Raw genomic sequence first — 20,834 nt, 5'->3', positions numbered from 1 at the left:
CGACCCGTCAGACTTTTTCGACTTCGGGACGGCCGAGCAGGCCGGTCGGCATGAAGATCAGCACGATGATCAAGATCGAGAACGCGGCGACGTCCTTGTACTCGACCGAGAAATAGGCCGACCAGAACGTCTCGATCAGGCCGATCGCAAGCCCGCCCAGCACCGCGCCGGGCAGCGAGCCGATGCCGCCAAGCACGGCGGCCGTGAAGGCCTTGATGCCAGCGACGAAGCCCATGTTGAAATCGACCTGGCCATAGTAGAGCAGGTACATCAAGCCCGCCACCGCCGCGAGCGCCGCGCCGATCACGAAGGTCATGGAGATGGTGCGGTCGACGTTGACGCCGAGCAGCGCCGCCATGGTCTGGTCCTGCTCGCAGGCGCGCATGTCGCGCCCGAGCCGCGTCCGCAAGACGAGCCGGTTGAAGATCAACAGCAGCACGATCGTGGTGATGACCACCAGGATCTGGATGTTGGAGAGCTGGATCACGAAACCGTCCGCGCTCTCGTGCAGCGTGTAGCCGCCGGTGATCAACGGCGGGATCGGCTTGACCCGGGCGCCCTGCGCCACCTGCGAGTAGTTCGTGAGCACGAAGGACATGCCGATCGCCGACAGCATCGGGGCGAGGCGGAAGGAGTGGCGCAGTGGGCGGTAGGCGATGCGTTCGACGGTCCAGCCATAGAGCGCGGTGATCGCCATCGCCACCAGCAGCACGACCAGGAGGATGAGGGGAACCGCAGTCACGCCGATCGAGATCAGGATCAGGAAGGTGATCAGGGCGATGAAGCCGCCGATCATGAAGATGTCGCCATGGGCGAAATTGATCATGCCGACGATGCCGTAGACCATCGTGTAGCCGATGGCGATCAGGCCGTAGATCGAACCGAGGACGAGACCGTTGATGAGCTGCTGGGTGAAATAGTCCATGGGCTGCCGTTGTCTCAACTTGACGCCGCTCAAAGGGAGCTCTTGAGAGAGTTCTTGGGCCCCGGCAGCCCTTGAGCATTTCATTTGTTGTAACAGGAGGGAACTGACCGCCGCAACTGGGCTGGCCTTGGCATAAAGGCTTGTACAGAGTTCATTTCGCATCCTGGTTCCCGCCTCGGGGTAGGGAACCCGGTTCCGGGCAACTAAAATAGGTGTGGGCCGTTATCTCACGTTGTGACGCCCAACAAGGGAGTTTCCCGCGATGACGAAGCAGCAGAACCAGAATCCGGGCCAGCAGAATCAGAAGCCCGGCCAGCGCCCCGATCAGCAGCAGGGTGGCGGCCAGAAACCCGGACAGCAGCAGCAGGATCCGATGCGCCAGGGCGACAAGCCGGGCCAGCATGGTCAGGACCAGCGTTGATCTCGAAGCACCTTGGAATTGTGACAGTCCCGCCGAAAGGCGGGACTTTTCCTTTTGTCCCGCCGCGGCTTGTCCACAGCAGTTAAGGTAAACAAAGGGTTTAAATTGCCGCCTCAAGTCGAGGGGGGTTAGCTGCTGAAAAAGGCCCGACCGGCTCGGGCCGACGGAAATCATGCGGGAAGCGGCAATGCTGAAAAACTGGCGGATCGGCTCAATCAATGGCGTGGTGTTGGCCGCCTATTTCATCCCGGCCTGGACGTTGATTGCCGTCAACATCATGGTCGCCCCCGTGCACGGCCTCTTTGAGCGGCCGAGCGTCGCGGTGGCGCTGTTCATCAGCGACCAGTTCCAGATATCGGGCATGAGCACGGTCCGCGCGGCGTGGCTGCTGGCGCTCGGCCGCCTCACCGTGGTGGCGTTCTTTGCCATTTTTCTGGCGCTGCTCTCGATCCCCCGGGTCCGCAGGGCGGGCGGCTCCGACGAGGCGCTCGGGATTGCGCTTTTCATTGGCAGCCTGATCTCGTTCGCAAGCATGGTGATGGCCTCGAAGGTCGGCGAGATGGCCGCCCTCAGGCTGCATGCGACCGAGCTCCTGCTGCTGCTCGGCGCCGCGATCGTGCTGCTGATCGAACGGCCGGCCCGGCGACCTGTTGAAGCCAGGGTTCTGGAAGCCAACGTTCTGGAAAAGGCTCCGCTAGCTTTTGAGCAGGCCGAGCTCCTGCACAATCGCTGAGGCTTCCTTGACGGCGTGGTTGGCCGCCGGCACGCCGCAATAGATCGCCTGCTGAAGAAGGATTTCCTTGATATCGTCGGGGGTGAAGCCGCCCTCGGCGAGGGCTGCGCGCACGTGCAGACGGAATTCGTCCCATTGCCCGAGCGCGACCATGGTGCCGATGACGAGCACGCGCCGCGTCCGCTCGTCGAAATGCTGCCGCGTCCAGATCTCGCCCCAGGCGTAGCGGGTAATCAGGTCCTGGAAATCGGTGTTGAACGCATTGCGGTTGGTGATCGACTTGTCGACCCAGGCGTTGCCGAGCACCTTGCGGCGCACCTTCATGCCGGCATCGCGGCGCTTCTCGTCGTCCATTTGTGTCCTCCAGAATTGAGTCATTCCGGGGCGATGCGAAGCATCGACCCCGGAATCTCGAGATTCCGGGTTCGCCTCTTCGAGGCGCCCGGGAATGACAATCAACAACTACCGCTGCGTCAAGAAGCCGACCACCGCGTCGGTGAAGGCGTGCGGCTGCTCGACATTGGAGATGTGGGCGGCATCGATGATGGTCATGCTGGCGCCTGGAATTTGGCTGCGGATCAGTTCGCCCGCCGAGATCGGGGTTGCCGTGTCGTGGCGGCCGGCGATCACCAGCGTCGGGCTCTTGATCTTCGGCAGCAGCGCGCGCTGGTCGAGGGTCGACAGCGCCTCGCAGCAGGCGAGATAGCCTTCGACCGGTGAGGCCACCAGCATCGCCTTCATCTTCGCGGCGATCTGCGGCTCGCGCTCGCGGAAGTCGGCCGTCAGCCAGCCGGCGATCACGGTGTCGGCCACCGCTGCGATGCCGCCTTCCTTCACCGCCTTGATGCGGTTGTGCCAGTTGGTCGGATCGGGGTAGTAGCAGCTCGTGTTGGCGAGGACGATCTTGCCGAGCCGCTCCGGCGCATTGGCGCCCAGCCACTGCCCGACCATGCCGCCCATCGACAGGCCGCACCAATGCACCTTCTCGATATTGAGGTCGTCGAGGATCGCCAGGACGTCGCGGCCGAAGCGCTCCATCGAATAGGGGCCGGGGGCTACGGTGGACTTGCCGTGGCCGCGGCGGTCGTAGCGGATGACGCGGAATACCTGCGTCAGGGCCTTCATCTGCGGCTCCCACATCTGCAGCGTGCAGCCGAGCGAGTTGGAGAGCATCAGGGTCGGGCCGCCGTCGCGGCCCTCGACGGAGACGTTGAGCAGGCACCCGTCGGCATCGATCATGGGCATGGCGGGGTCTCCGTTCTATTCGCGGTCGAGGCTGTCGAGCAGCCGGTCGATCAGGGCCTGGGAAGCGCCTTGATAGGCCATCGGCTCGAACAATGCCGCAATTTTCTCCGGGGCAAGATGCGCGGTGACCTTCGAATCAGCCGCGAGCACGTCGCGCAAATGCTTCCTCTCGGCAACCGCCTTTTTGCTGGCAGCCTCGACCAGGTGATGTGCGTCGCTCTTGCCGATCGTCTCGGCGAGCGCGAAGGTGACGGCCTCCGCCATGATCAGGCCATGCGTCGTGTCGAGATTGGCGCGCATGCGCGCCGCGTCGACGTCGAGGCCTTCGGCGATATCGACGATGGCCGCAAGCGCGCCTGAGGCGACCAGCATCAATTGCGGCAGTGTCGGCCATTCCGCGTGCCACGGGCCGGCGCTGCGCTCGTGATCCTGGACCTGGGCTGCGAAGATCGTTGCGGCCAGCTGCGGCGCCATCGTGGCCGCCCCAAGCGCGCTTGCCGCTGCGACCGGATTGCGCTTGTGCGGCATGGTCGAGGAGCCGCCGCGGCCTTCCCCGGCGGGCTCAAAGGCTTCGGCGACGTCAGTCTGCATCATCAGCGAGACGTCGCGGGCGATCTTGCCGCAGCTGCCGGCAAGAATGGCAAGGCTTGATGCCGCCTCGGCGAGTCGGTCGCGATGGGTGTGCCACGGCGCCTCGGGCAATGGCAGGTCCAACTCCTGTGCAAGCCGCTCGGCGACGACGAGCCCCTTGTCGCCGAGCGCTGCGAGCGTGCCGGCGGCGCCGCCGAATTGCAGCGCGAGGCCTTCGCGGCGCAGCCGCCGCAGCCGGCAGCGCGCGCGGGCAAGGCTTGCGGCATATTCGGCAGCCTTCAATCCGAACGGCATCGGCAGCGCGTGCTGGAGCCAGGTGCGCGCGACCATGGCGGTGTTGCGGTGGGTGCGCGCCAGTGCGGCGAGCCCTTTGATGGCGCGGCTGAGATCGGCATCCAGCGCATCGATCCCGGCGCGAAGCATGAGCATGGTCGCAGTGTCGATGACGTCCTGGCTGGTCGCGCCCCAATGCACGTAGCGCGCGGCCTCCGCATCGGCCTTGGCGACGCTGGCGGTCAGCGCCTTGACGAGGGGGATCGCCAGATTGCCCGACCTGGTCGCGGCCTCCGCAAGCGCGCCAAGGTCGAACGCGGCCACCTGACAGCCGGCTTCGATTGGGCCGACCGCGCTTGCGGGAATCACGCCGGTAGCAGCTTCCGAGCGGGCCAGCGCTGCCTCAAATTCGAGCATGTTTTGCAGGTAAGCCCGATCATCGCAGATCGCGCGCATGGCTGCGCTCGACAGCATCGGCGCAAGCAGGGGGGAGAGGGATGTGCTCATGTTGCGCGGGACCTAACCACCAAGGGCAGCGTCTGCCAATCCCAAACCGCTGGCGCAAGCTTTTTGCAGTTGCGAATATGCATTGCATGTGATCGCCGGCTGCCCTTTCCTTTGCGGCGGCCCTGCGTTACTTGAGCAGCGTTGCGTCAGTGATCCCGGGAGGCAGCCCATGGCCATGACAATGAACGGCGAAGTTCAGCTTGCGGCGTCGCGCGAATCCGTGTGGGCCAAGCTCAACGATCCCGAGGTGCTGAAGGCCTGCATCCCCGGCTGCGAGGAACTGGAGAAGACCGACGACGGCGGATTTCGCGCGGTCGCCAAGATGAAGGTCGGCCCGGTGTCGGCGCGCTTCAAGGGCAAGGTGATGCTCAGCGATCTCGACCCGCCGAACGGCTACAAGATCTCCGGCGAAGGCGAGGGCGGGGTGGCCGGCTTTGCCAAGGGCGGCGCGTCGGTGAAGCTGTCGGAGAAGGACGGCGGCACGCTGCTCTCCTATGATGTCGAGGCGCAGATCGGCGGCAAGTTGGCGCAGCTCGGCCAGCGCCTGATCAACGGCGCCGCCAAAAAGCTCGCCGACGAATTTTTTGCGAATTTCGCCAAGGCGGTACAGGGTTAGCCCTGCGCCTTAAGGCATAACTGCCTGCATTTCGGGCGATGTTGCCCGAAGGTGCAATGGCCCATATGATGGGCTGGAATAACTATAAGAACCGCTTCGCCGGGACCCGGCGGGGTGCTGACCAGAGAGTCCTGATGGCCAAAATCTCCCTTATCGTGAACGGCAATCCCGTCAACGCCAACGTCGACCCCCGCACCCTGCTGGTGCAGTTCCTGCGCGAGCATCTGCGCCTGACCGGGACCCATGTCGGCTGCGACACCTCGCAGTGCGGCGCCTGCGTCGTGCATCTCGACGGCAAGGCCGTGAAGTCCTGCACCACGCTTGCGGTGATGGCCGACGGCCACGAGGTCAAGACCATCGAGGGGCTGGCCGCCGATGGTGCGCCGCTGCATCCGATGCAGGAGGCCTTCCGCGAGCATCACGGCTTGCAGTGCGGCTTCTGCACGCCCGGCATGATCATGACCGCGATCGACATCGTCCATCGCAAGGGCCACGAGCTCGACGACCATACGATTCGCGAAGAGCTCGAGGGCAATCTCTGCCGCTGCACCGGCTATCAGAACATCGTCGCCTCGATCGCCGCCGGCGCGAAGGCGATGGCGAAATCCGATCTCGCGTAAACCGACACTCGCGCGCCTCTCGCGATCAGGAAGTCCATTATGTACGAATTCAAATATCATCGCCCTGGGACCGTGCGGCAGGCGGCCAATCTGCTGGTGAAGAACGAGGATGCCAAGGTGATCGCCGGTGGTCACACGCTGATTCCCGTGATGAAGCAGCGCCTCGCAAGCCCGCCGCATCTCGTCGACCTCTCGCATATCGAAGGTCTCGATACGATCGAGATGAAGGGCCGCTCGCTGGTGATCGGCGCCACGGCCAAGCACGCCGATGTCGCGACGTCGGCCATCGTCGGCGAAGCGATCCCGTCGCTCGCGAGCCTTGCCGGCGGCATCGGCGATCCGGCCGTCCGTCACAAGGGCACGATCGGCGGCTCGCTCGCCAACAACGATCCGACCGCGGACTATCCGGCCGCGGTGCTCGCGCTCGGCGCCACCATCGTCACCAACAAGCGCCGCCTGAAGGCGGAAGAGTACTTCCAGGGCCTGTTCTCGACCGCGCTTGAGGCCGACGAGATCATCACCAAGGTGATGTTCCCGCTGCCGAAGAAGGCGGCCTACGTCAAATTCCGTAACCAGGCCTCGCGCTATGCGCTGGTCGGCGTATTCGTGGCGCGGCGTCCTTCGGATGTGCGCGTCGCCGTCACCGGCGCCGGTTCGGACGGTGTGTTCCGCGTCACCGCGTTCGAGGAAGCCTTGAAGAAGCGCTTCTCCTCGAAGGTGCTCGACGGCATCGACGTGCCGGCCGAAGGCCTCAACAGCGATATCCACGGCAGCGCCGAGTATCGTGCGCACCTGATCGGGGTGCTGACGCGGCGCGCCGTCGACGCTGCCAACGCCAAAGAGTGATGGGCCCGGACAGGGCGTAGCGAGACTGGCTCTTTCATGACTGCAGCGGCACTGCCGGCATCGGTCGATGCGATGCTCGAACTCCTCACTTCGCGCGGCTATCTCGCGGAGCGGTCGCTGGCGACGGTGACGTATCTGTCGCTGCGCATGGGGCGGCCGCTGTTCCTGGAAGGCGAGGCCGGCGTCGGCAAGACCGAGATCGCAAAGGTGCTGTCGGCTGCGCTGGGACGGAAGCTGATCCGCCTGCAATGCTATGAGGGCCTCGACGTCTCCTCGGCGGTCTATGAGTGGAACAGCGCCGCCCAGATGATCGCGATCCGGATCACCGAGGCTGCCGGCGACACCGATCGCGAGCAGCTTTCGTCCGACATTTTCGCCGATCGCTATCTGATCAAGCGGCCGTTGCTCCAGGCCCTGGAGCCGGACGTTGCCGGCCCGCCAGTGCTCTTAATCGACGAGCTCGATCGCGCCGACGAGGCGTTCGAGGCGTATCTGCTCGAAATCCTCAGCGACTTCCAGGTGACCATCCCCGAGTTCGGCACCGTGAAGGCGCCGCATCCGCCGATCGTCATCATCACCTCCAACCGCACCCGCGAGATCCACGACGCGCTGAAGCGGCGCTGTCTCTATCACTGGGTCGACTATCCCTCCGCCGAGCGCGAGCTTGCGATCATCAAGACGCGCGTGCCCGGCATCTCCGCAAAGCTGTCGCAGCAGGTCGTGCGCTTCGTGCAAGCGCTGCGCAACCAGGATTTCTACAAGTCCCCGGGCGTCGCCGAGACCATCGACTGGGCCACCGCGCTCTCCGAGCTCGACGCCCGCTCGCTGACGGCGCAGGTCGTCGGCGACACGCTGGGCGCGCTGCTCAAGTATCAGGACGACATCGTCCGCATGCAGGGCGATGCCTTGCAGAAGGTGCTGAAGGACGCGACGAGCGAATAGCCGTCATTCCGGGGCACGCGGAGCGTGAACCCGGAATCTCGCGCCGCAACTTCTGGATTCCGGGTTCGCGACTTCGTCGCGCCCCGGAATGACGTGAGGGTAGGTTACGACCATGGCCATCAATCACCTTGCGCCTGAGAAGACCGAGCAGTTCGCCGACAACATCATCGGCTTCGCCCGCGCGCTTCGTGCCGCCGGTCTTCCCGTCGGCCCCGGCGCGGTGATCGACGCCGTCAACGCGCTCCAGGTGATCGACATCGGCAGCCGCGCCGACGTCTTCACCACGCTGGAGGCGATCTTCGTCAAGCGCCATGAGCATGCGCTGATCTTCAGGCAGGCCTTCAACCTGTTCTTCCGCGCCTCGGAGGAGTGGAAGAACATGCTGGATTCGGTGCCGTTGCCCGATCACGCCAAGAAGAAGCCGCCGCCGGCCTCGCGCCGCGTCCAGGAGGCGCTGTCGCAGCCGCAGATGACGGAGACGCCGCAGCGCCAGGAGCAGGATCTGCGCCTGTCGGTCTCCGACAAGGAAATCCTGCAGAAGAAAGACTTTGCGCAGATGAGCGCGGCCGAGATCAGCGAAGCGCTGCGCGCGATCGAGAAGATGAAGCTGCCACAGGCCGAGCTCTTGACGCGGCGGCACCGGCCCGACCGGCGCGGGCTGCGCCTCGACCTGCGCCGAACCTTGCGCGCTTCGCTGCACACCGGCGGCGACATCATCGACATCCACCGGCTCGGGCGGATCGAGAAACCGGCGCCGATCGTGGCGCTCTTGGATATTTCGGGATCGATGAGCGAATACACCCGCCTGTTCCTGCACTTCCTGCACGCCATCACTGATGCGAGGAAGCGCGTCTCCGTGTTCCTGTTCGGCACCCGTCTCACCAACGTCACCCGTGCGCTCCGCCAGCGCGATCCGGACGAGGCGCTGGCAAGCTGCTCGGCGGCGGTGGAGGACTGGGCCGGCGGCACGCGCATTGCAACCTCGCTGCACAACTTCAACAAATTGTGGGCGCGGCGCGTGCTGAGCCAGGGCGCCATCGTGCTGCTGATCTCCGACGGGCTGGAGCGCGAGGCCGACTCCAAGCTCGCCTTCGAGATGGACCGGCTGCACCGTTCCTGCCGCCGGCTGATCTGGCTGAACCCGCTGCTGCGGTTCGGCGGCTTCGAGGCCAAGGCGCAGGGCATCAAAATGATGCTGCCCCACGTTGACGAATTCCGCCCCGTGCATAATTTGAGTTCGATCCAGGAGCTGATCAAGACGCTCTCCCAGCCGCTGCCGCCGCATCACCGCAGCCTGATCCGTTCCGCAGCTTGAGAGGTAGGCCATGCTCGATCGCGACGAGGATATCCTGAAGGCGGCGGAGGACTGGCAGAAGGCCGGCCATGGCGTTGCCCTCGCAACGGTGGTGGAGACCTGGGGCTCGGCGCCGCGGCCGGCGGGCTCGAGCCTCGTGATCAACGACGACGGCACGTTTCTGGGCTCAGTCTCGGGCGGCTGCGTCGAAGGCGCCGTGGTCACCGAGGCCATGGATGTGATTGAGACAGGCAAGCCAAAAATGCTCGAGTTCGGCGTTGCCGACGAGACCGCCTGGAACGTCGGGCTGTCCTGCGGCGGCACTATCCGCGTCTTCGTCGAGAAAGTCGGCTAGCCGTGAAGCTGGAAACCCTGCACGAACTCAATGCCGAGCGCGCCGCGCGGCGGCCGGTCATCCTCGTCACCGATACGGAGAGCGGTGAGCAGCGCCTGGTGAAAGCCAGGGACTTTGCGAAAGATCCGCTGCGCGCCGAGCTGGAAAAACAGCTCCGCACGGGCAAGAGCGGCAACGTCGAGGCCGGCGGCAAGAAGCTGTTCCTCAATGTCTACGCGCCGACCGCGAAGATGGTGATCGTCGGTGCCGTCCATATCAGCCAGGCGCTGGCGCCGATGGCGCGCTCGCTCGGCTACGACGTCACGGTGGTCGATCCCCGCACGGCCTTTGCGAGCCCCGAGCGGTTTCCGGATGTGCCGCTGATCGCGGAATGGCCCGACGTCGCGCTGCCGCCGCTCAACATCGACCACTACACTGCCTTCGTCGCGCTGACCCACGATCCCAAGATCGACGACCCCGCGCTGCTGCACGCCTTCGAGCGCGACTGCTTCTATATCGGGGCGCTCGGCTCGCGGAAGACGCATGCCAAGCGCGGGGACCGGCTGCGGGCGCAGGGCGCGAAGGACTCTGATATCGCCCGCATCCACGCGCCGATCGGGCTTGCAATCGGCGCGGTCTCGCCGTCCGAGATCGCGGTGTCGATCATGGCAGAGATCACGGCGGTGCTTCGGCTACCTCCAAAAGAAAAAGAAGAAGCGGCATGAAGTTCGGCCCGGCGAGCCCCAAGGATGCGATCGGCGGGGTGACCGTCCACACCCTGCGCCAGGGTCCGCTGGTGCTGAAGAAGGGCACGACGATCGGGCCTGCCGAGGTCGAGGCGCTGACGCGCGCCGGCATCAAGGACATCGTCGTGGTGCGCATGGAGCAGGGCGACGTTTCCGAGGACGTCGCAGCCGCCAGCATTGCGGAGGCCGTCGGCGGCGAGGGCATTCATGTCGAGCGCGCCTTCACCGGTCGCGCCAATCTGTTCGCGGCGCGCCCGGGCGTTCTGGTGATCGACCGCGCTGCGGTCGACCGCATCAACAATGTCGACGAAGCCATTACCTTTGCGACGCTCTCCGCCTTCAAGCCGGTGGTCGAGGGCGAGATGGTCGGCACGGTCAAGATCATTCCGTTCGGCGTCGAAGGGAGTTTGCGCGATGCCGCGGTGAAGGCGGCGGGCCGCGACGTGCTGCGCGTTGCGCCTTACGTGATCAAGCGTGTCGGCGTCGTCTCGACGCTGCTGCCCGGACTGTCCTCCAAGGTCGTCGACAAGACGCTCCGCGTCACCGCCGAGCGGCTCGCGCCCGCGGGTGCGACCATTATCGCCGAGCGGCGGGTGCCGCATGAGGAGACGGCGCTGTCGGCTGCGATCAAGGAGCTGCTGGGACTCGGCGCCGAGCTCGTCATCGTGTTCGGGGCCTCCGCGATCGCCGATCGTCGCGACGTGATCCCGGCGGCAATCACCGAGATCGGCGGCGCGATCGAGCATTTCGGCATGCCCGTCGATCCCGGCAATCTGCTGCTGATCGGCCGCGCCGGCGCAGTGCCGGTGCTGGGCGCGCCGGGCTGTGCACGCTCGCCGGTCGAGAACGGCTTTGACTGGGTGCTGATGCGGTTACTCGCCGGCATCAAGGTCACGCGCGCCGAGCTGATGGGCATGGGCGTCGGCGGCCTCCTGATGGAGATCGTCACGCGGCCGCAGCCGCGTGCAAAACCCGAGACCGAAGGCAACAGCCGGGTCGCGGCGATCGTGCTCGCCGCCGGTCGCTCGACCCGGATGGGCGGGCCGAACAAGTTGCTCGCCGAGCTGGAGGGCAAGAAGCTGGTGCGGATCGCGACCGAACAGGTGCTGGCCTCGAAAGCGTCGGAGGTCATCGTCGTCACCGGCCATCAGGCCGAGCTGGTCGAGCAGGCACTCAGCGGCTTGAAGGTGAAGTTCGTTCGCAATCCGGATTTTGCCGGCGGCATCGCAAGTTCGGTCAAGGCCGGCATCGCGGTCGTGCCGGAGACCTGCGATGGCGCGCTGGTCTGCCTCGGCGACATGCCGCTGATCGATGCCGGTCTGATTGACCGCCTCATCGACAGCTTTGCGCCCGACCGCGGCAACCTGATCGCCGTGCCCGTGAGCGAAGGCCGCCGCGGCAATCCCGTGCTGTGGTCGCGCCGCTTCTTCAGCGAGTTGATGACGCTCGACGGCGACATCGGCGCACGGCACGTGATCGCCAAGCATGCGGAGGTGGTTGCCGAAGTGCCGGTCGACGGCGAGAGCGCCTTCCTCGACATCGACACGCCGCAGGCGCTGGAAGCGGCGAGACGCGTGTGACGCTGCCGTAGGGTGGGTTAGCGAAGGCGTAACCCACCACTTCTCTCCACGCGGATCGCAAAGAGGTGGGTTACGCTTCTACGAAGTGGCGATTTCAACCACTCGTTCACCATCTGGAAACGACCGGCCGATAGAGTCGTCTCCGCCTGCCTCGGGGGAGGGGATTTTCCATGGCTTCGAACGTCGTCGCGCGCCGTTGCGCGATGTTTTTCTTTGGGCTGAGCGTTGCTGTGGCTGGGGCCCGCTACGTCACGGACGCGCACGCCGCCGGGGCCTTCGCGGTCGGCAAATGCGGCGCTTACGGCCATGCATATGACTTCCCCGGCGAAGCTGCGGCGCGCGTCGCGGCACAAAAGCAGTGCAAGGGCGACTGCACGACCGTGACCATGAAACGCGCCTGCGCCGCCATGTCCGTCGATCTCGCCAACCCCTGCGGCGCTTATGGCTATGCCGTGAAGCCGAAGATCTCGACCACGCTCAACGCCGCCACGCGCGAATGCTACAAATATGGTGGCAAGGAATGCGTGATCCGCGCCTGGGCCTGCGACGCCAAGGGCTGAAGCCTGCATCGTCCGCAGTGGCTTGCGGTGGCTTGGCCGATCAGGCCTCCGCCTCGATCGACCAGGGCACCTTCGCCTTCACGAAATCCGACCACACCTTCTTCAGGCGCGGTTCGCTGCCGACCATCGCGTGCGCCTGCCAGCCGGCGATCGCGGCTGCCGCGATGCCGCTGTCTGAGGACTCCGTGCCGATATCCGTGAGCAGCGATGCCGTGACCGCCATGTCATTATAGGTGCCGAGCTCGTTCTGCAAATCGACCAGCCTGGCAGAAAAGCGTTTCGCCGATTTCCGCTGTCCGTAGAGCGGCAACAGGAAATCAGCGACATAGCGCAGCCTCTTCACCGAGAGCCGCAAGCGATGTAGTTCTTCCGCCGTGAGCGACTTGAAGCGGCGGCCGCGCTTGAGCACCTTTGCATGCTGGGTGGACAGGATGCGCCGCGCGAAGTTCATGGCGGGCTCGGCCAGTTGTGCCAGATATTCGGGCGCGACGTCGCTGCGCCAGCCGCGCGCCTCGATCCAGCCGCCAAGCCCGATCACGAGATACGAGGCCCGGCGGTCGGCGAGCGCCAGGCGTGCCTTGTCGTAGGACGCCGTCCGCCGCTGCTTTGCAGCCTGGTCCAGCGCCTCGAAGCCTGCGATCGAGGGGCAGCCTTGCGCGACGGTAGCCAGGGTCTCCCGCTGGAAGACGTCCCAATCGCGCGCGGCAGAGAGATTTTGCGCCAGCCATTTGGCCTCCGAGCGCAGCAGCTCGAGCTTGCTCACGGATACGACCGATTGCATCAGGTGCATGGCGGATCGCAGTCGCCGCAGCGCGACGCGAAGCTGATGAATCCCCTCGGGATCGCGTCCATCCTCGGCAGCGGGAAGCGACTGGAGGAGATGAAGGAGACAGGCGCGCAGGATCGCGGCAAAGGTCTCATCGAGTGAGGCCGACGGGTCGAGGCGCAGCTTGCGCGGCCTTCTTGCGGCCGGCGGGGTGTCGGCGGCGAGGTCAAATCCGCGTGCCGATTTGCTGCGGATGGATGGTCTCACCGGCCCATGCTCGGCGAGCCGCAGCGCAAGCTCGAAGATCGCAGACGGGCTGCCGGACTTGAGCTCCAACTCGATCTCGCTGACCGGCATCGTACGATCGCCGGATTTCAGGACGCCCTGGTCGAATGCAATCTCGACCGTGCCGGATGGCAGGTCGACGATGCGCTGATGCCGGTGAATGTCGGTGGTGAAGACCGCCTCGAGCGGATGACGTTCGAGATCGGCCGGCAGCTTGTCAGGAATGAAGGGCAGCGCCAGCGCGATGTCGGGAGCCGTGGAGGGCACGCTCGCTTCCCATTCGCCGCGCCGGAGCGGATCGTCTCCAGACTCGGCCTTCACGGTCTGCGTGAAACGTGCGCCGCTCTGGCGGACCCTGAAGCTCAATCCGTTGCGTTGAAGCGCACGCTTGGGTGTATCGTAGTAGACGGCCTTGAGGTGCTTTCGCGTGCCCTTGTTGCGTGCGTTCGCCGCGATGATCGGGGCAGCGTTGAAATCGGCGAGGCGATCGGCATCGACGAGCAGCTTGAGTTCGAATTCTGCGGCGCCTGGAGCAGCGTCGCGAGACGGGGAGATGTCTGGTGCAGGCTTCTCACCGTGGGGCGGTGCCTCATCGAGGCCAACGCCCTCGGCGCGAGAGAGGTCGTTGAGTGCGCGCGCATTGTCAACGAGCTCTTGCGAGCCATGCTCTCGGTCCATGCTGGAAGCGAGAGAGTCTTTGGTTCTTGCGTCGTGATGGACAACACGGCCATTGGGCCGAGGCACATTACGCGCGGATTCGAAGGCCGGCTTAATGGTGCCAGTTTCGGACATAGGAATGATGTGACAGTTTGATGACAGTGCAGTGACGTATATACCCGACTCGATTCGGGCGGGGAAGCGGTCCCCGGTTGCATCCAGGTCGAAACTTTCGAATTGTGATCGATAGGTCAATCCGCGTTACATTCGCACTCGACCAATGTTCGCGTGAGGAACCGTATTTTGCAATATGCGGAATGCGTGGGAGAAATCATGCAGTTCGATACCAAGATCGCCGTCGTCATCCGCACTGATCTTCAGGCCTGGCAGAAGCTCAACGTCGCATCCTTCCTGACCAGCGGCATTGCCGCAGCCTTTCCCGAATGTATCGGCGATCCCTACGAGGATGCGTCCGCGACGAAATATCTCCCGCTGATCGGCCAGCCGATCCTGATCTACGGCGCCGACGGTGCTGCATTGTCCCGCGCGCTCGATCGCGCGCTGTCGCGCAACGTCACGCCCGCGCTCTATACCGAGGATATGTTCGGGACCACGCATGATGCTGCCAATCGCGCGGCGGTGAAGGCGGTTGGGCGCGCCGATCTCAATCTTGTCGGCATCGCGATGCGCGCCGAACGCAAGGTGATCGATAAAATTGTCGATGGATTGAAGTTCCACAGCTGACGCTGCGAGCTCGCGCGAAGTCGTTGTCACCACGTTGTGATACCGGTGGTTCGCCATGCGCAAAGATTGTGCTGTTTGACGCCAATCAAGGGCGTGCCGCGCGCGGTCGCTAGTCTGCCTTTGCGCAAATGCAAAGGACTTTGCGCAAATGCAAAGGAGCAGACCGATGCCGACCATGAAAGCCGCTGTAGTCACCAGCTTTGGCAAGCCGCTCGAGATCAAGGATGTGCCGGTGCCGCAGCCGGGTCCGGGCGAGGTCCTGGTCAAGGTGAAGGCTTGTGGGGTCTGCCACACCGATCTGCACGCCGCGTCCGGAGACTGGCCGGTGAAGCCGGTTCCGCCCTTCATCCCCGGCCACGAGGTCGCTGGCACCGTTGCCGCGCTGGGAACCGGCGTCACCAATCTCAGGGTCGGTGATGCCGTCGGCGTCGCATGGCTGCACGATTCGTGCATGGCTTGCGAATATTGCGAGACCGGCTGGGAAACGCTGTGCGAGCACCAGCACAATACCGGCTACAGCGTGAATGGCGGCTTTGCCGAATACGTCGTCGCCTCTGCCGCGTTCGCGGCGAAGCTGCCGGCCAATATCGATTTTGCCGGCGTGGCGCCGATCCTTTGCGCCGGCGTGACCACCTACAAGGGACTGAAGGAGACGGAGGCGCGGCCCGGCGAGTGGGTGGTGATCTCGGGCGTCGGCGGTCTCGGCCATGTCGCGATCCAATACGCCAAGGCGATGGGGCTCAAGGTTGCCGCCATCGACATCGCCGAGGACAAGCTCGCGCTGGCGCGCACGACCGGCGCCGATCTCGCAGTCAACGCGCTGAATGCGGATGCCGTCGACAAGGTGCTGGCCGCGACCGGAGGAGGGGCGCATGGCGTGCTGGTGACGGCCGTCTCGACGGCCGCCTTCGCGCAGGCGCTGAAGATGGTGCGCCGGAAGGGCACCGTCAGCCTCGTCGGTCTGCCGCCCGGCGAATTCCCGACCCCGATCTTCGACGTCGTGCTCAAGCGCATCACGGTGCGCGGCTCGATCGTCGGCACCCGCAGGGATCTCGACGAGGCCATCGCCTTCGCGACCGACGGGAAGGTCCACGCCGAGGTCACCAAGGTGCCGCTCGCTGAGATCAACACGGTGTTCGACAGGATGAAGGCCGGCAAGATCGACGGCCGCATGGTGCTCGATTTTGGCTAGCGCCGGCGTCTCACGCCGGCGGCATGGTTTCGAACTTCGGCAAGTTGGGGTCGAGGCGATCCCAGTCATGTCCGCGCGCTGCGTAAGTGACCACCTGCGGCTTGTAGCGGGCAGGCTCGTCGAGGCTCGTGGCGCGGATGGTGAAAATTTCGGGCATTGCGGCGAAGGTCATGTAGACCGGCAAGCCGCAGACGGAGCAGAAGGCGCGCGTCTTCACGTTGCCGCTGTCGCCGACCATGTCCCATTGCTTGGCCCCGCCCGTCACCGTGACGCCGGCGCGCGCGAAGGTGAGGTATGAGCCGTGGCCGGTGCCGCTTTCACGTTGACAGTCCCGGCACTGGCAGTGGTTGGCGAAGAGGGGCTCGCCGGCAATCGAATAGCGGATCGCGCCGCAGGCGCAGCCGCCGGTATAGGGCTTGGTCATCGCGATATCTCCTGCTCACTCTTCGCCGCTGATCTCGCCGAGCTGGCGGACAACCTTCTTCCAGCCACCGCTCATGACGTTGTAGGCGGAGTCGTTCCTGGGCATGACGAAGCCCGCATGGACCAGGCGGATCCGTGTGCCTGCTTCGATGGGGGTGAGGGACCAGGTGACGACGGTATCGAGCGGCGCACCGTAGCCGGTGTTGCGTTCGTTGCCGCCCTTCCAGGCGTAGACGAGACGCCGGTTCGGCACGACCTCCAGAACCCGGCAATGGATCACGCCATCCCAGGCGCCGCCCGGGTTAGTCTGGAATGTGAAGGTCTTGCCTTCGATCGCTTCGAAGCCGGTCGGCGGCATCAGCCAGCGCGCGATCAACTGAGCGCTGGTCAGCGCCTTCCAGACCGTCGCGGTCGCGTGAGGGAAGACCTCGTCGATGACGATGTCCTGGGTTTGAACGTTGGAAGCGACAGCACTCACGGATCGATCTCCTTCAAGAGGTCACGCAGATTCTGAAAGCGCTCGCGCCAGAAGACGCCGTAATGATCCATCCATTCGACCAGAGGCTCGAGCCCCTGCGGCGCGGCGCGGTAATAGACGTTGCGGCCCTCCGCGCGCTCGGCGACGAGGCCGGCCTGCTTCAGCGACTTCAGGTGCTGCGAGATCGCGCCCTGGGTAACGCCGCTGCCGCGCGTCAGCTCCGCGACGCTGATCTCCTTGTTCTCGAAGACGCGCTCGAACACGGCGCGGCGAGTCGGATCAGCGAGAGCGCGCATGACGGTGGTGACGGGGTTTGAGACGGCTTCGAGCATAGTCATTCAATTAGCAATGGCTAATGCATTAGTCAACGCTAATTTGTTTCGATATCTCAAGCGCGGATTGATCGCTTGACTTTGACTGACCGGTCAGTCATATATTGCATATGACAAAGAAGCCAAGCAAACCCGCCATGCCATCCGCAGTCCGCGCCAAAGGCCGTGCGCTCGAAGCCAGCGAAGAAGCTGCCGCTCCCGGATCAAGTCGCGCCGCGCGCGCGGCGGAGCGGCGTGCGGCGATCGTGGAGGCGGCTCTGGAAGAGTTCATCGCGCGCGGCTTTGCGGCGACGCGGCTCGACGACATCGCCAAGCGCGCAGGTGTGGCCAAGGGCACGATCTATCTGCACTTCAAGGACAAGGAATCCATGTTCGAGGAACTGGTGCGCATCGTGATCGTGCCGGTGGTCGAGCGGCTCACCACACTGCCGCCGCCGACCGGCTCGGTGCGCGACCTCGTCGAGGCCTTTGCGTCCAATTTCCTGAAGGAGATTGCGAACACCAGGCGTGGCGATCTCGTGCGCCTGATCGTGGCGGAGGGGCCGCGTTTTCCGGCCGTGGCCGACTTCTACTACCGCGAGGTCGTCTCTCGCGGGATGGCCGGCATGCGCGCGCTGATCGAGCTCGGCATCGCCCGCGGCGAGATTCAGCAAAAGAACCTGGCGCGTTTTCCGCAGATCCTGGTCGCGCCCGCCCTGATCGCGGTGATCTGGCAGAGCCTGTTTGCGCGGCACTTCCCGCTCGACGCGCAGGAGATGCTGCGTGTCCATCTTGATTTGATTTTTGGCGAACGGAGGACGACATGAGGTCGTCGCAAGTCATTTTCCGCGCGGCACTGGCCGTTGCTCTCACCATTGGGCTGGCCGCCTGCAAGGACAACCGCGATCCCGGCTTCCAGGGTTGGGTCGAGGCCGACATGATCTTCGTCAGCCCCGATGAGGCCGGCCGCGTCACCAAGCTCAACGTCCGCGAGGGCGACGAGGTGAAGGTCGGCGATGCCCTTTACTCGGTCGACGACGATCTCCAGCTTGCCGACCTCAATCAAACCAAGGCGACGCTGGCGAACGCGCAGCAGACCCATGATCGTGCGGAGTCACTTAGAAAGACCGGCTCCGGGACGCAGGCGACGCTCGATTCTGCCGTCTCGGACCTGCGGGTCGCCCAGGCGCGCGTGGCAACCTCGGAGACGCGGCTTGCGCGGCGGAAAGGTTTTGCCCCGGTCGCCGGCACGATCCAGCAGATCTATTTCCGCGAGGGCGAGATGGTGGCGGCGCAGCGGCCGGTGCTCTCGATCATGCCGCCCGGCAACATGAAGCTGCGCTTCTTCGTGCCGGAGACCGAACTGCCAAAGCTTGCGATCGGCGATCAGGTGCGGGTCGTCTGCGACAATTGCGCGGCCGACCTTACCGCGAAGATCTATTTCATCGCGACCACGGCCGAATACACACCGCCGGTGATCTACAGCCTCGATGAGCGCAACAAGCTCGTCTATCTGATCCAGGCGCGGCCCTCGCGGCCCGATGCGCTGCGGGTGGGCCAGCCGATCGACGTCTATCTCAATCCCAAGACTTCTGAAATCAAGACTCCGGTGGCGGACAAGCGATGAACGGGACAGCCGGCAACGGTATCGCGATCGACGTCAAAGGGCTGACAAAGTCCTTTGGCGGCCGCGAGGTCGTGCATGACCTGTCGATGCAGGTGAAGCGCGGCTCGATCTACGGCTTTCTCGGTCCCAACGGCTCCGGCAAGACCACGACCATCCGCATGCTCTGCGGGCTCTTGACGCCCGACAGCGGCGAGGGCACTTGCCTGGGCTACGACATCAGGCGCGACGCCGAGCGCATCAAGCGCCAGGTCGGCTACATGACCCAGCGCTTCAGCCTGTATCAGGATCTTTCGGTGCGCGAGAATCTGGAGTTCGTCGCGCGGCTCTACGGCATGCGCGATGCGCGCGGCGCGGCAGCCGAGATGATCAAGCGGCTCGGTCTCTCCGGACGCGAGGAGCAGCTTGCGGGCGAGCTCTCCGGTGGCTGGAAGCAGCGGCTGGCGTTAGGGGCGTGCACGCTGCCCAATCCGCAGCTCCTGCTGCTGGACGAGCCGACTGCCGGCGTCGATCCGAAGGCGCGGCGCGACTTCTGGAACGAGATTCATGCGCTAGCCGCCGAAGGTCTCACCGTTCTGGTTTCCACCCACTACATGGACGAGGCCGAGCGCTGCCACGAGATCGCGTATATCGCCTATGGGCATCTCCTGACGCACGGTACCGTGGACGAGGTGATCGCGAAATCGGCGCTCACCACCTACACCGTCACCGGCGATGATTTGAACGGCCTCGTCGCCGAGCTCACCGGCAAGCCCGGCGTCGACATGGTCGCGCCGTTCGGCACCTCGCTGCATGTCTCGGGCCGCGATGTCACCGCGCTCGAGACCAGCATCGCGCCTTGGCGCGACAAGGGCGGCCTGCACTGGCAGAAGTCGCATCCCTCGCTCGAAGACGTCTTCATCGAACTCATGAACCGCTCGAAGGACAATTTCCAATGAGCGCTACAGACATATCAGATCACGGTCACGACATCCGCGAGCGCTTCGGCTTCTGGCGACGCTCCTATGCGATGGTCGTGAAGGAGTTCATCCAGCTCCGGCGCGACCGCGTCTCCTTCGCCATGATCGTGATGATCCCGGTGATGCAGCTCCTGTTGTTCGGCTTCGCCATCAACACAACGCCGCACAATCTGCCGAGCGCCGTCCTGCTCCAGGAGGACAGCGATCTTGCCCGCTCGGTGCTGAAGGCGCTGGAGAACACCGCCTATTTCCGTTTCACCCGCGAGGTGCACGACGTCGACGAGTTCGACAATCTCCTGAAGTCCGGCAAGGTGCTGTTCGGCGTCGAGATCCCCCGCGGTTTTGAGCGGGCAGTGCGGCGTGGCGACAAGCCGGCGCTGCTGGTCGCAGCCGACGCGACCGATCCGGTCGCGGCAAGCGCCGCGCTCGGCTCGCTCGGCATGGTCGTGCAGACAGCGCTCCAGCACGATCTCTATATCGGCGATCCCCCGGAAATGCCGTTCGAGATCCGCGCGCACGCCCGCTACAATCCGGCCGCGTCCTCGCGGCTCAACATCGTGCCGGGGCTGGTCGGCACCATCCTGACCATGACCATGCTGATCTTCACTGCGCTGTCGGTGACGCGCGAAATCGAGCGCGGCACCATGGAGAGCCTGTTGTCGATGCCGATCAAGCCGGTCGAGGTGATGTTCGGCAAGATCGTCCCCTACGTGCTGGTCGGCTTCATCCAGGCCTTCCTGATTCTTTCGATCGGCGTGTTGCTGTTCGGCGTGCCCGTGCTCGGCAGCCTCACCCTGTTGGCGCTGCTCTCGACACTGTTCATCACCACCAATCTCGCGATCGGCTACACTTTCTCCACCATCGCGCAGAATCAACTGCAAGCAATGCAGATGTCGCTGATGTTCTTCCTGCCGAGCATTTTGCTGTCCGGCTTCATGTTCCCGTTCGCGGGCATGCCGGTCTGGGCACAATATCTCGGCGAGGGCCTGCCACTGACGCATTATGTGCGCATCGTCCGCGCCATTATGCTCAAGGGCGCAACCGTGCAGAACCTGCAATATGATACATTGGCGCTGGCGGCCCTCATGCTGGTTGCCATGGTCATCGCCGTGACGCGCTTCCGCCGCACGCTCGATTGAGGCAAAATGCCCCGCAGCGACGA

General features: G+C 64.7%; 25 protein-coding genes. 17 read left to right on the top strand and 8 right to left on the bottom strand.

Features of this window, described 5'->3' with window-relative positions; translation table 11 throughout:
* Window positions 1–7: 7 nt before the first annotated feature.
* Complete coding sequence (locus Q2941_RS13695; RefSeq protein ID WP_027525331.1) at window positions 8–925, bottom strand: ABC transporter permease subunit; 918 nt, start codon at window positions 923–925, stop codon at window positions 8–10.
* Window positions 926–1,187: 262 nt separating this feature from the next.
* Here Q2941_RS13695 and Q2941_RS13690 point away from each other — a divergent pair, with 262 nt between their 5' ends.
* Together Q2941_RS13690 and Q2941_RS13685 are read left to right on the top strand one after the other, a co-directional pair.
* Window positions 1,188–1,346 carry a hypothetical protein gene (locus Q2941_RS13690; protein WP_284272422.1) on the top strand — a complete coding sequence of 53 codons (159 nt, stop codon included), beginning with the start codon at window positions 1,188–1,190 and terminating at the stop codon, window positions 1,344–1,346.
* 187 nt (window positions 1,347–1,533) lie between these two features.
* Window positions 1,534–2,079, top strand: coding sequence for a hypothetical protein (locus tag Q2941_RS13685; RefSeq protein ID WP_027525330.1), 546 nt, complete (start codon window positions 1,534–1,536; stop codon window positions 2,077–2,079).
* Here Q2941_RS13685 and Q2941_RS13680 read toward each other — a convergent pair.
* The 3 genes from Q2941_RS13680 to Q2941_RS13670 all read right to left on the bottom strand — a co-directional run bounded on the left by Q2941_RS13680 (window position 2,041) and on the right by Q2941_RS13670 (window position 4,695).
* Entirely contained in the window at window positions 2,041–2,433 is a 393-nt protein-coding gene (locus Q2941_RS13680) for a carboxymuconolactone decarboxylase family protein (RefSeq protein ID WP_254111722.1), read from the bottom strand. The two genes, Q2941_RS13685 and Q2941_RS13680, sit on opposite strands and share 39 nt — an antisense overlap.
* A gap of 108 nt (window positions 2,434–2,541) precedes the next feature.
* The gene (gene pcaD / locus Q2941_RS13675) at window positions 2,542–3,324 is read right to left on the bottom strand and encodes a 3-oxoadipate enol-lactonase (RefSeq protein ID WP_254111723.1); all 783 of its coding nucleotides are present in this window, start codon (window positions 3,322–3,324) and stop codon (window positions 2,542–2,544) included.
* 15 nt (window positions 3,325–3,339) lie between these two features.
* A complete protein-coding gene (locus Q2941_RS13670) occupies window positions 3,340–4,695 on the bottom strand; it encodes a 3-carboxy-cis,cis-muconate cycloisomerase (protein ID WP_027525327.1) in 1,356 nt (451 codons plus the stop codon).
* A gap of 169 nt (window positions 4,696–4,864) precedes the next feature.
* Here Q2941_RS13670 and Q2941_RS13665 point away from each other — a divergent pair, with 169 nt between their 5' ends.
* The 9 genes from Q2941_RS13665 to Q2941_RS13625 all read left to right on the top strand — a co-directional run bounded on the left by Q2941_RS13665 (window position 4,865) and on the right by Q2941_RS13625 (window position 12,233).
* On the top strand, window positions 4,865–5,311 hold the full coding sequence (locus Q2941_RS13665; protein WP_027525326.1) for an SRPBCC family protein: 447 nt from the start codon (window positions 4,865–4,867) through the stop codon (window positions 5,309–5,311).
* 134 nt (window positions 5,312–5,445) lie between these two features.
* The gene (locus Q2941_RS13660) at window positions 5,446–5,931 is read left to right on the top strand and encodes a (2Fe-2S)-binding protein (RefSeq protein ID WP_027525325.1); all 486 of its coding nucleotides are present in this window, start codon (window positions 5,446–5,448) and stop codon (window positions 5,929–5,931) included.
* A 39-nt stretch (window positions 5,932–5,970) separates the two neighbouring features.
* Entirely contained in the window at window positions 5,971–6,777 is an 807-nt protein-coding gene (locus tag Q2941_RS13655; RefSeq protein ID WP_027525324.1) for an FAD binding domain-containing protein, read from the top strand.
* Between the two features lie 36 nt (window positions 6,778–6,813).
* Window positions 6,814–7,719 carry an AAA family ATPase gene (locus tag Q2941_RS13650; RefSeq protein WP_027525323.1) on the top strand — a complete coding sequence of 302 codons (906 nt, stop codon included), beginning with the start codon at window positions 6,814–6,816 and terminating at the stop codon, window positions 7,717–7,719.
* Window positions 7,720–7,831: 112 nt separating this feature from the next.
* On the top strand, window positions 7,832–9,034 hold the full coding sequence (locus Q2941_RS13645) for a vWA domain-containing protein (protein WP_458192789.1): 1,203 nt from the start codon (window positions 7,832–7,834) through the stop codon (window positions 9,032–9,034).
* Window positions 9,035–9,044: 10 nt separating this feature from the next.
* The gene (locus Q2941_RS13640) at window positions 9,045–9,368 is read left to right on the top strand and encodes an XdhC family protein (protein WP_027525321.1); all 324 of its coding nucleotides are present in this window, start codon (window positions 9,045–9,047) and stop codon (window positions 9,366–9,368) included.
* 2 nt (window positions 9,369–9,370) lie between these two features.
* The gene (locus tag Q2941_RS13635; RefSeq protein ID WP_254111726.1) at window positions 9,371–10,072 is read left to right on the top strand and encodes an XdhC family protein; all 702 of its coding nucleotides are present in this window, start codon (window positions 9,371–9,373) and stop codon (window positions 10,070–10,072) included.
* A complete protein-coding gene (locus Q2941_RS13630; RefSeq protein WP_458192788.1) occupies window positions 10,069–11,673 on the top strand; it encodes an NTP transferase domain-containing protein in 1,605 nt (534 codons plus the stop codon). The genes Q2941_RS13635 and Q2941_RS13630 overlap by 4 nt, the downstream gene beginning before the upstream one ends.
* 170 nt (window positions 11,674–11,843) lie before the next feature.
* On the top strand, window positions 11,844–12,233 hold the full coding sequence (locus Q2941_RS13625) for a DUF4189 domain-containing protein (RefSeq protein ID WP_458192787.1): 390 nt from the start codon (window positions 11,844–11,846) through the stop codon (window positions 12,231–12,233).
* A gap of 40 nt (window positions 12,234–12,273) precedes the next feature.
* On the opposite strand, the gene Q2941_RS13620 is transcribed toward Q2941_RS13625, so the two are convergent.
* Window positions 12,274–13,962, bottom strand: coding sequence for a CYTH and CHAD domain-containing protein (locus Q2941_RS13620; protein WP_458192786.1), 1,689 nt, complete (start codon window positions 13,960–13,962; stop codon window positions 12,274–12,276).
* Between the two features lie 312 nt (window positions 13,963–14,274).
* Here Q2941_RS13620 and Q2941_RS13615 point away from each other — a divergent pair, with 312 nt between their 5' ends.
* Together Q2941_RS13615 and adhP are read left to right on the top strand one after the other, a co-directional pair.
* Window positions 14,275–14,685, top strand: a complete 411-nt coding sequence (locus Q2941_RS13615; RefSeq protein WP_254111729.1) for a DUF2000 family protein — start codon at window positions 14,275–14,277, stop codon at window positions 14,683–14,685.
* Between the two features lie 166 nt (window positions 14,686–14,851).
* The gene (gene adhP / locus Q2941_RS13610; protein ID WP_458192785.1) at window positions 14,852–15,877 is read left to right on the top strand and encodes an alcohol dehydrogenase AdhP; all 1,026 of its coding nucleotides are present in this window, start codon (window positions 14,852–14,854) and stop codon (window positions 15,875–15,877) included.
* Window positions 15,878–15,887: 10 nt separating this feature from the next.
* Here the strand turns inward: adhP and Q2941_RS13605 are convergent, their stop codons facing one another.
* Genes Q2941_RS13605 through Q2941_RS13595 form a run of 3 tightly spaced genes read right to left on the bottom strand, consistent with a single transcriptional unit; the run spans window position 15,888 to window position 17,110 of the window.
* Window positions 15,888–16,301 (bottom strand): GFA family protein, encoded by a 414-nt coding sequence (locus tag Q2941_RS13605; RefSeq protein ID WP_027525314.1) that lies wholly within the window; start codon window positions 16,299–16,301, stop codon window positions 15,888–15,890.
* Window positions 16,302–16,316: 15 nt separating this feature from the next.
* Window positions 16,317–16,778, bottom strand: coding sequence for an SRPBCC family protein (locus Q2941_RS13600; RefSeq protein ID WP_254111731.1), 462 nt, complete (start codon window positions 16,776–16,778; stop codon window positions 16,317–16,319).
* The gene (locus Q2941_RS13595; protein ID WP_027525312.1) at window positions 16,775–17,110 is read right to left on the bottom strand and encodes an ArsR/SmtB family transcription factor; all 336 of its coding nucleotides are present in this window, start codon (window positions 17,108–17,110) and stop codon (window positions 16,775–16,777) included. The genes Q2941_RS13600 and Q2941_RS13595 overlap by 4 nt, the downstream gene beginning before the upstream one ends.
* A gap of 110 nt (window positions 17,111–17,220) precedes the next feature.
* On the opposite strand from Q2941_RS13595, the gene Q2941_RS13590 reads away from it, so the two are divergent.
* Genes Q2941_RS13590 through Q2941_RS13575 form a run of 4 tightly spaced genes read left to right on the top strand, consistent with a single transcriptional unit; the run spans window position 17,221 to window position 20,811 of the window.
* Window positions 17,221–17,916, top strand: coding sequence for a TetR/AcrR family transcriptional regulator (locus Q2941_RS13590; RefSeq protein ID WP_458192784.1), 696 nt, complete (start codon window positions 17,221–17,223; stop codon window positions 17,914–17,916).
* On the top strand, window positions 17,913–18,716 hold the full coding sequence (locus tag Q2941_RS13585; RefSeq protein ID WP_027525310.1) for an HlyD family secretion protein: 804 nt from the start codon (window positions 17,913–17,915) through the stop codon (window positions 18,714–18,716). Before Q2941_RS13590 ends, Q2941_RS13585 begins: the two co-directional genes overlap by 4 nt.
* Window positions 18,713–19,651, top strand: coding sequence for an ABC transporter ATP-binding protein (locus tag Q2941_RS13580; RefSeq protein ID WP_458192783.1), 939 nt, complete (start codon window positions 18,713–18,715; stop codon window positions 19,649–19,651). Before Q2941_RS13585 ends, Q2941_RS13580 begins: the two co-directional genes overlap by 4 nt.
* Entirely contained in the window at window positions 19,648–20,811 is a 1,164-nt protein-coding gene (locus tag Q2941_RS13575; RefSeq protein ID WP_458192782.1) for an ABC transporter permease, read from the top strand. Before Q2941_RS13580 ends, Q2941_RS13575 begins: the two co-directional genes overlap by 4 nt.
* The last annotated feature ends 23 nt before the right edge of the window (window positions 20,812–20,834 follow it).

The organism is Bradyrhizobium sp. UFLA05-153 (genome assembly GCF_054185185.1).
This window is presented reverse-complemented; position numbering and strand designations above follow the sequence as displayed.

What these genes read in the sequence shown, in the direction of transcription:
- Q2941_RS13695 (WP_027525331.1), bottom strand. Translation starts at nt 925, where the DNA reads ATGGACTATTTCACCCAGCAGCTCATCAACGGTCTCGTCCTCGGTTCG.
- Q2941_RS13690 (WP_284272422.1), top strand. Translation starts at nt 1,188, where the DNA reads ATGACGAAGCAGCAGAACCAGAATCCGGGCCAGCAGAATCAGAAGCCC.
- Q2941_RS13685 (WP_027525330.1), top strand. Translation starts at nt 1,534, where the DNA reads ATGCTGAAAAACTGGCGGATCGGCTCAATCAATGGCGTGGTGTTGGCC.
- Q2941_RS13680 (WP_254111722.1), bottom strand. Translation starts at nt 2,433, where the DNA reads ATGGACGACGAGAAGCGCCGCGATGCCGGCATGAAGGTGCGCCGCAAG.
- pcaD (WP_254111723.1), bottom strand. Translation starts at nt 3,324, where the DNA reads ATGCCCATGATCGATGCCGACGGGTGCCTGCTCAACGTCTCCGTCGAG.
- Q2941_RS13670 (WP_027525327.1), bottom strand. Translation starts at nt 4,695, where the DNA reads ATGAGCACATCCCTCTCCCCCCTGCTTGCGCCGATGCTGTCGAGCGCA.
- Q2941_RS13665 (WP_027525326.1), top strand. Translation starts at nt 4,865, where the DNA reads ATGGCCATGACAATGAACGGCGAAGTTCAGCTTGCGGCGTCGCGCGAA.
- Q2941_RS13660 (WP_027525325.1), top strand. Translation starts at nt 5,446, where the DNA reads ATGGCCAAAATCTCCCTTATCGTGAACGGCAATCCCGTCAACGCCAAC.
- Q2941_RS13655 (WP_027525324.1), top strand. Translation starts at nt 5,971, where the DNA reads ATGTACGAATTCAAATATCATCGCCCTGGGACCGTGCGGCAGGCGGCC.
- Q2941_RS13650 (WP_027525323.1), top strand. Translation starts at nt 6,814, where the DNA reads ATGACTGCAGCGGCACTGCCGGCATCGGTCGATGCGATGCTCGAACTC.
- Q2941_RS13645 (WP_458192789.1), top strand. Translation starts at nt 7,832, where the DNA reads ATGGCCATCAATCACCTTGCGCCTGAGAAGACCGAGCAGTTCGCCGAC.
- Q2941_RS13640 (WP_027525321.1), top strand. Translation starts at nt 9,045, where the DNA reads ATGCTCGATCGCGACGAGGATATCCTGAAGGCGGCGGAGGACTGGCAG.
- Q2941_RS13630 (WP_458192788.1), top strand. Translation starts at nt 10,069, where the DNA reads ATGAAGTTCGGCCCGGCGAGCCCCAAGGATGCGATCGGCGGGGTGACC.
- Q2941_RS13625 (WP_458192787.1), top strand. Translation starts at nt 11,844, where the DNA reads ATGGCTTCGAACGTCGTCGCGCGCCGTTGCGCGATGTTTTTCTTTGGG.
- Q2941_RS13620 (WP_458192786.1), bottom strand. Translation starts at nt 13,962, where the DNA reads ATGGACCGAGAGCATGGCTCGCAAGAGCTCGTTGACAATGCGCGCGCA.
- Q2941_RS13615 (WP_254111729.1), top strand. Translation starts at nt 14,275, where the DNA reads ATGCAGTTCGATACCAAGATCGCCGTCGTCATCCGCACTGATCTTCAG.
- adhP (WP_458192785.1), top strand. Translation starts at nt 14,852, where the DNA reads ATGCCGACCATGAAAGCCGCTGTAGTCACCAGCTTTGGCAAGCCGCTC.
- Q2941_RS13605 (WP_027525314.1), bottom strand. Translation starts at nt 16,301, where the DNA reads ATGACCAAGCCCTATACCGGCGGCTGCGCCTGCGGCGCGATCCGCTAT.
- Q2941_RS13595 (WP_027525312.1), bottom strand. Translation starts at nt 17,110, where the DNA reads ATGCTCGAAGCCGTCTCAAACCCCGTCACCACCGTCATGCGCGCTCTC.
- Q2941_RS13590 (WP_458192784.1), top strand. Translation starts at nt 17,221, where the DNA reads ATGACAAAGAAGCCAAGCAAACCCGCCATGCCATCCGCAGTCCGCGCC.
- Q2941_RS13585 (WP_027525310.1), top strand. Translation starts at nt 17,913, where the DNA reads ATGAGGTCGTCGCAAGTCATTTTCCGCGCGGCACTGGCCGTTGCTCTC.
- Q2941_RS13580 (WP_458192783.1), top strand. Translation starts at nt 18,713, where the DNA reads ATGAACGGGACAGCCGGCAACGGTATCGCGATCGACGTCAAAGGGCTG.
- Q2941_RS13575 (WP_458192782.1), top strand. Translation starts at nt 19,648, where the DNA reads ATGAGCGCTACAGACATATCAGATCACGGTCACGACATCCGCGAGCGC.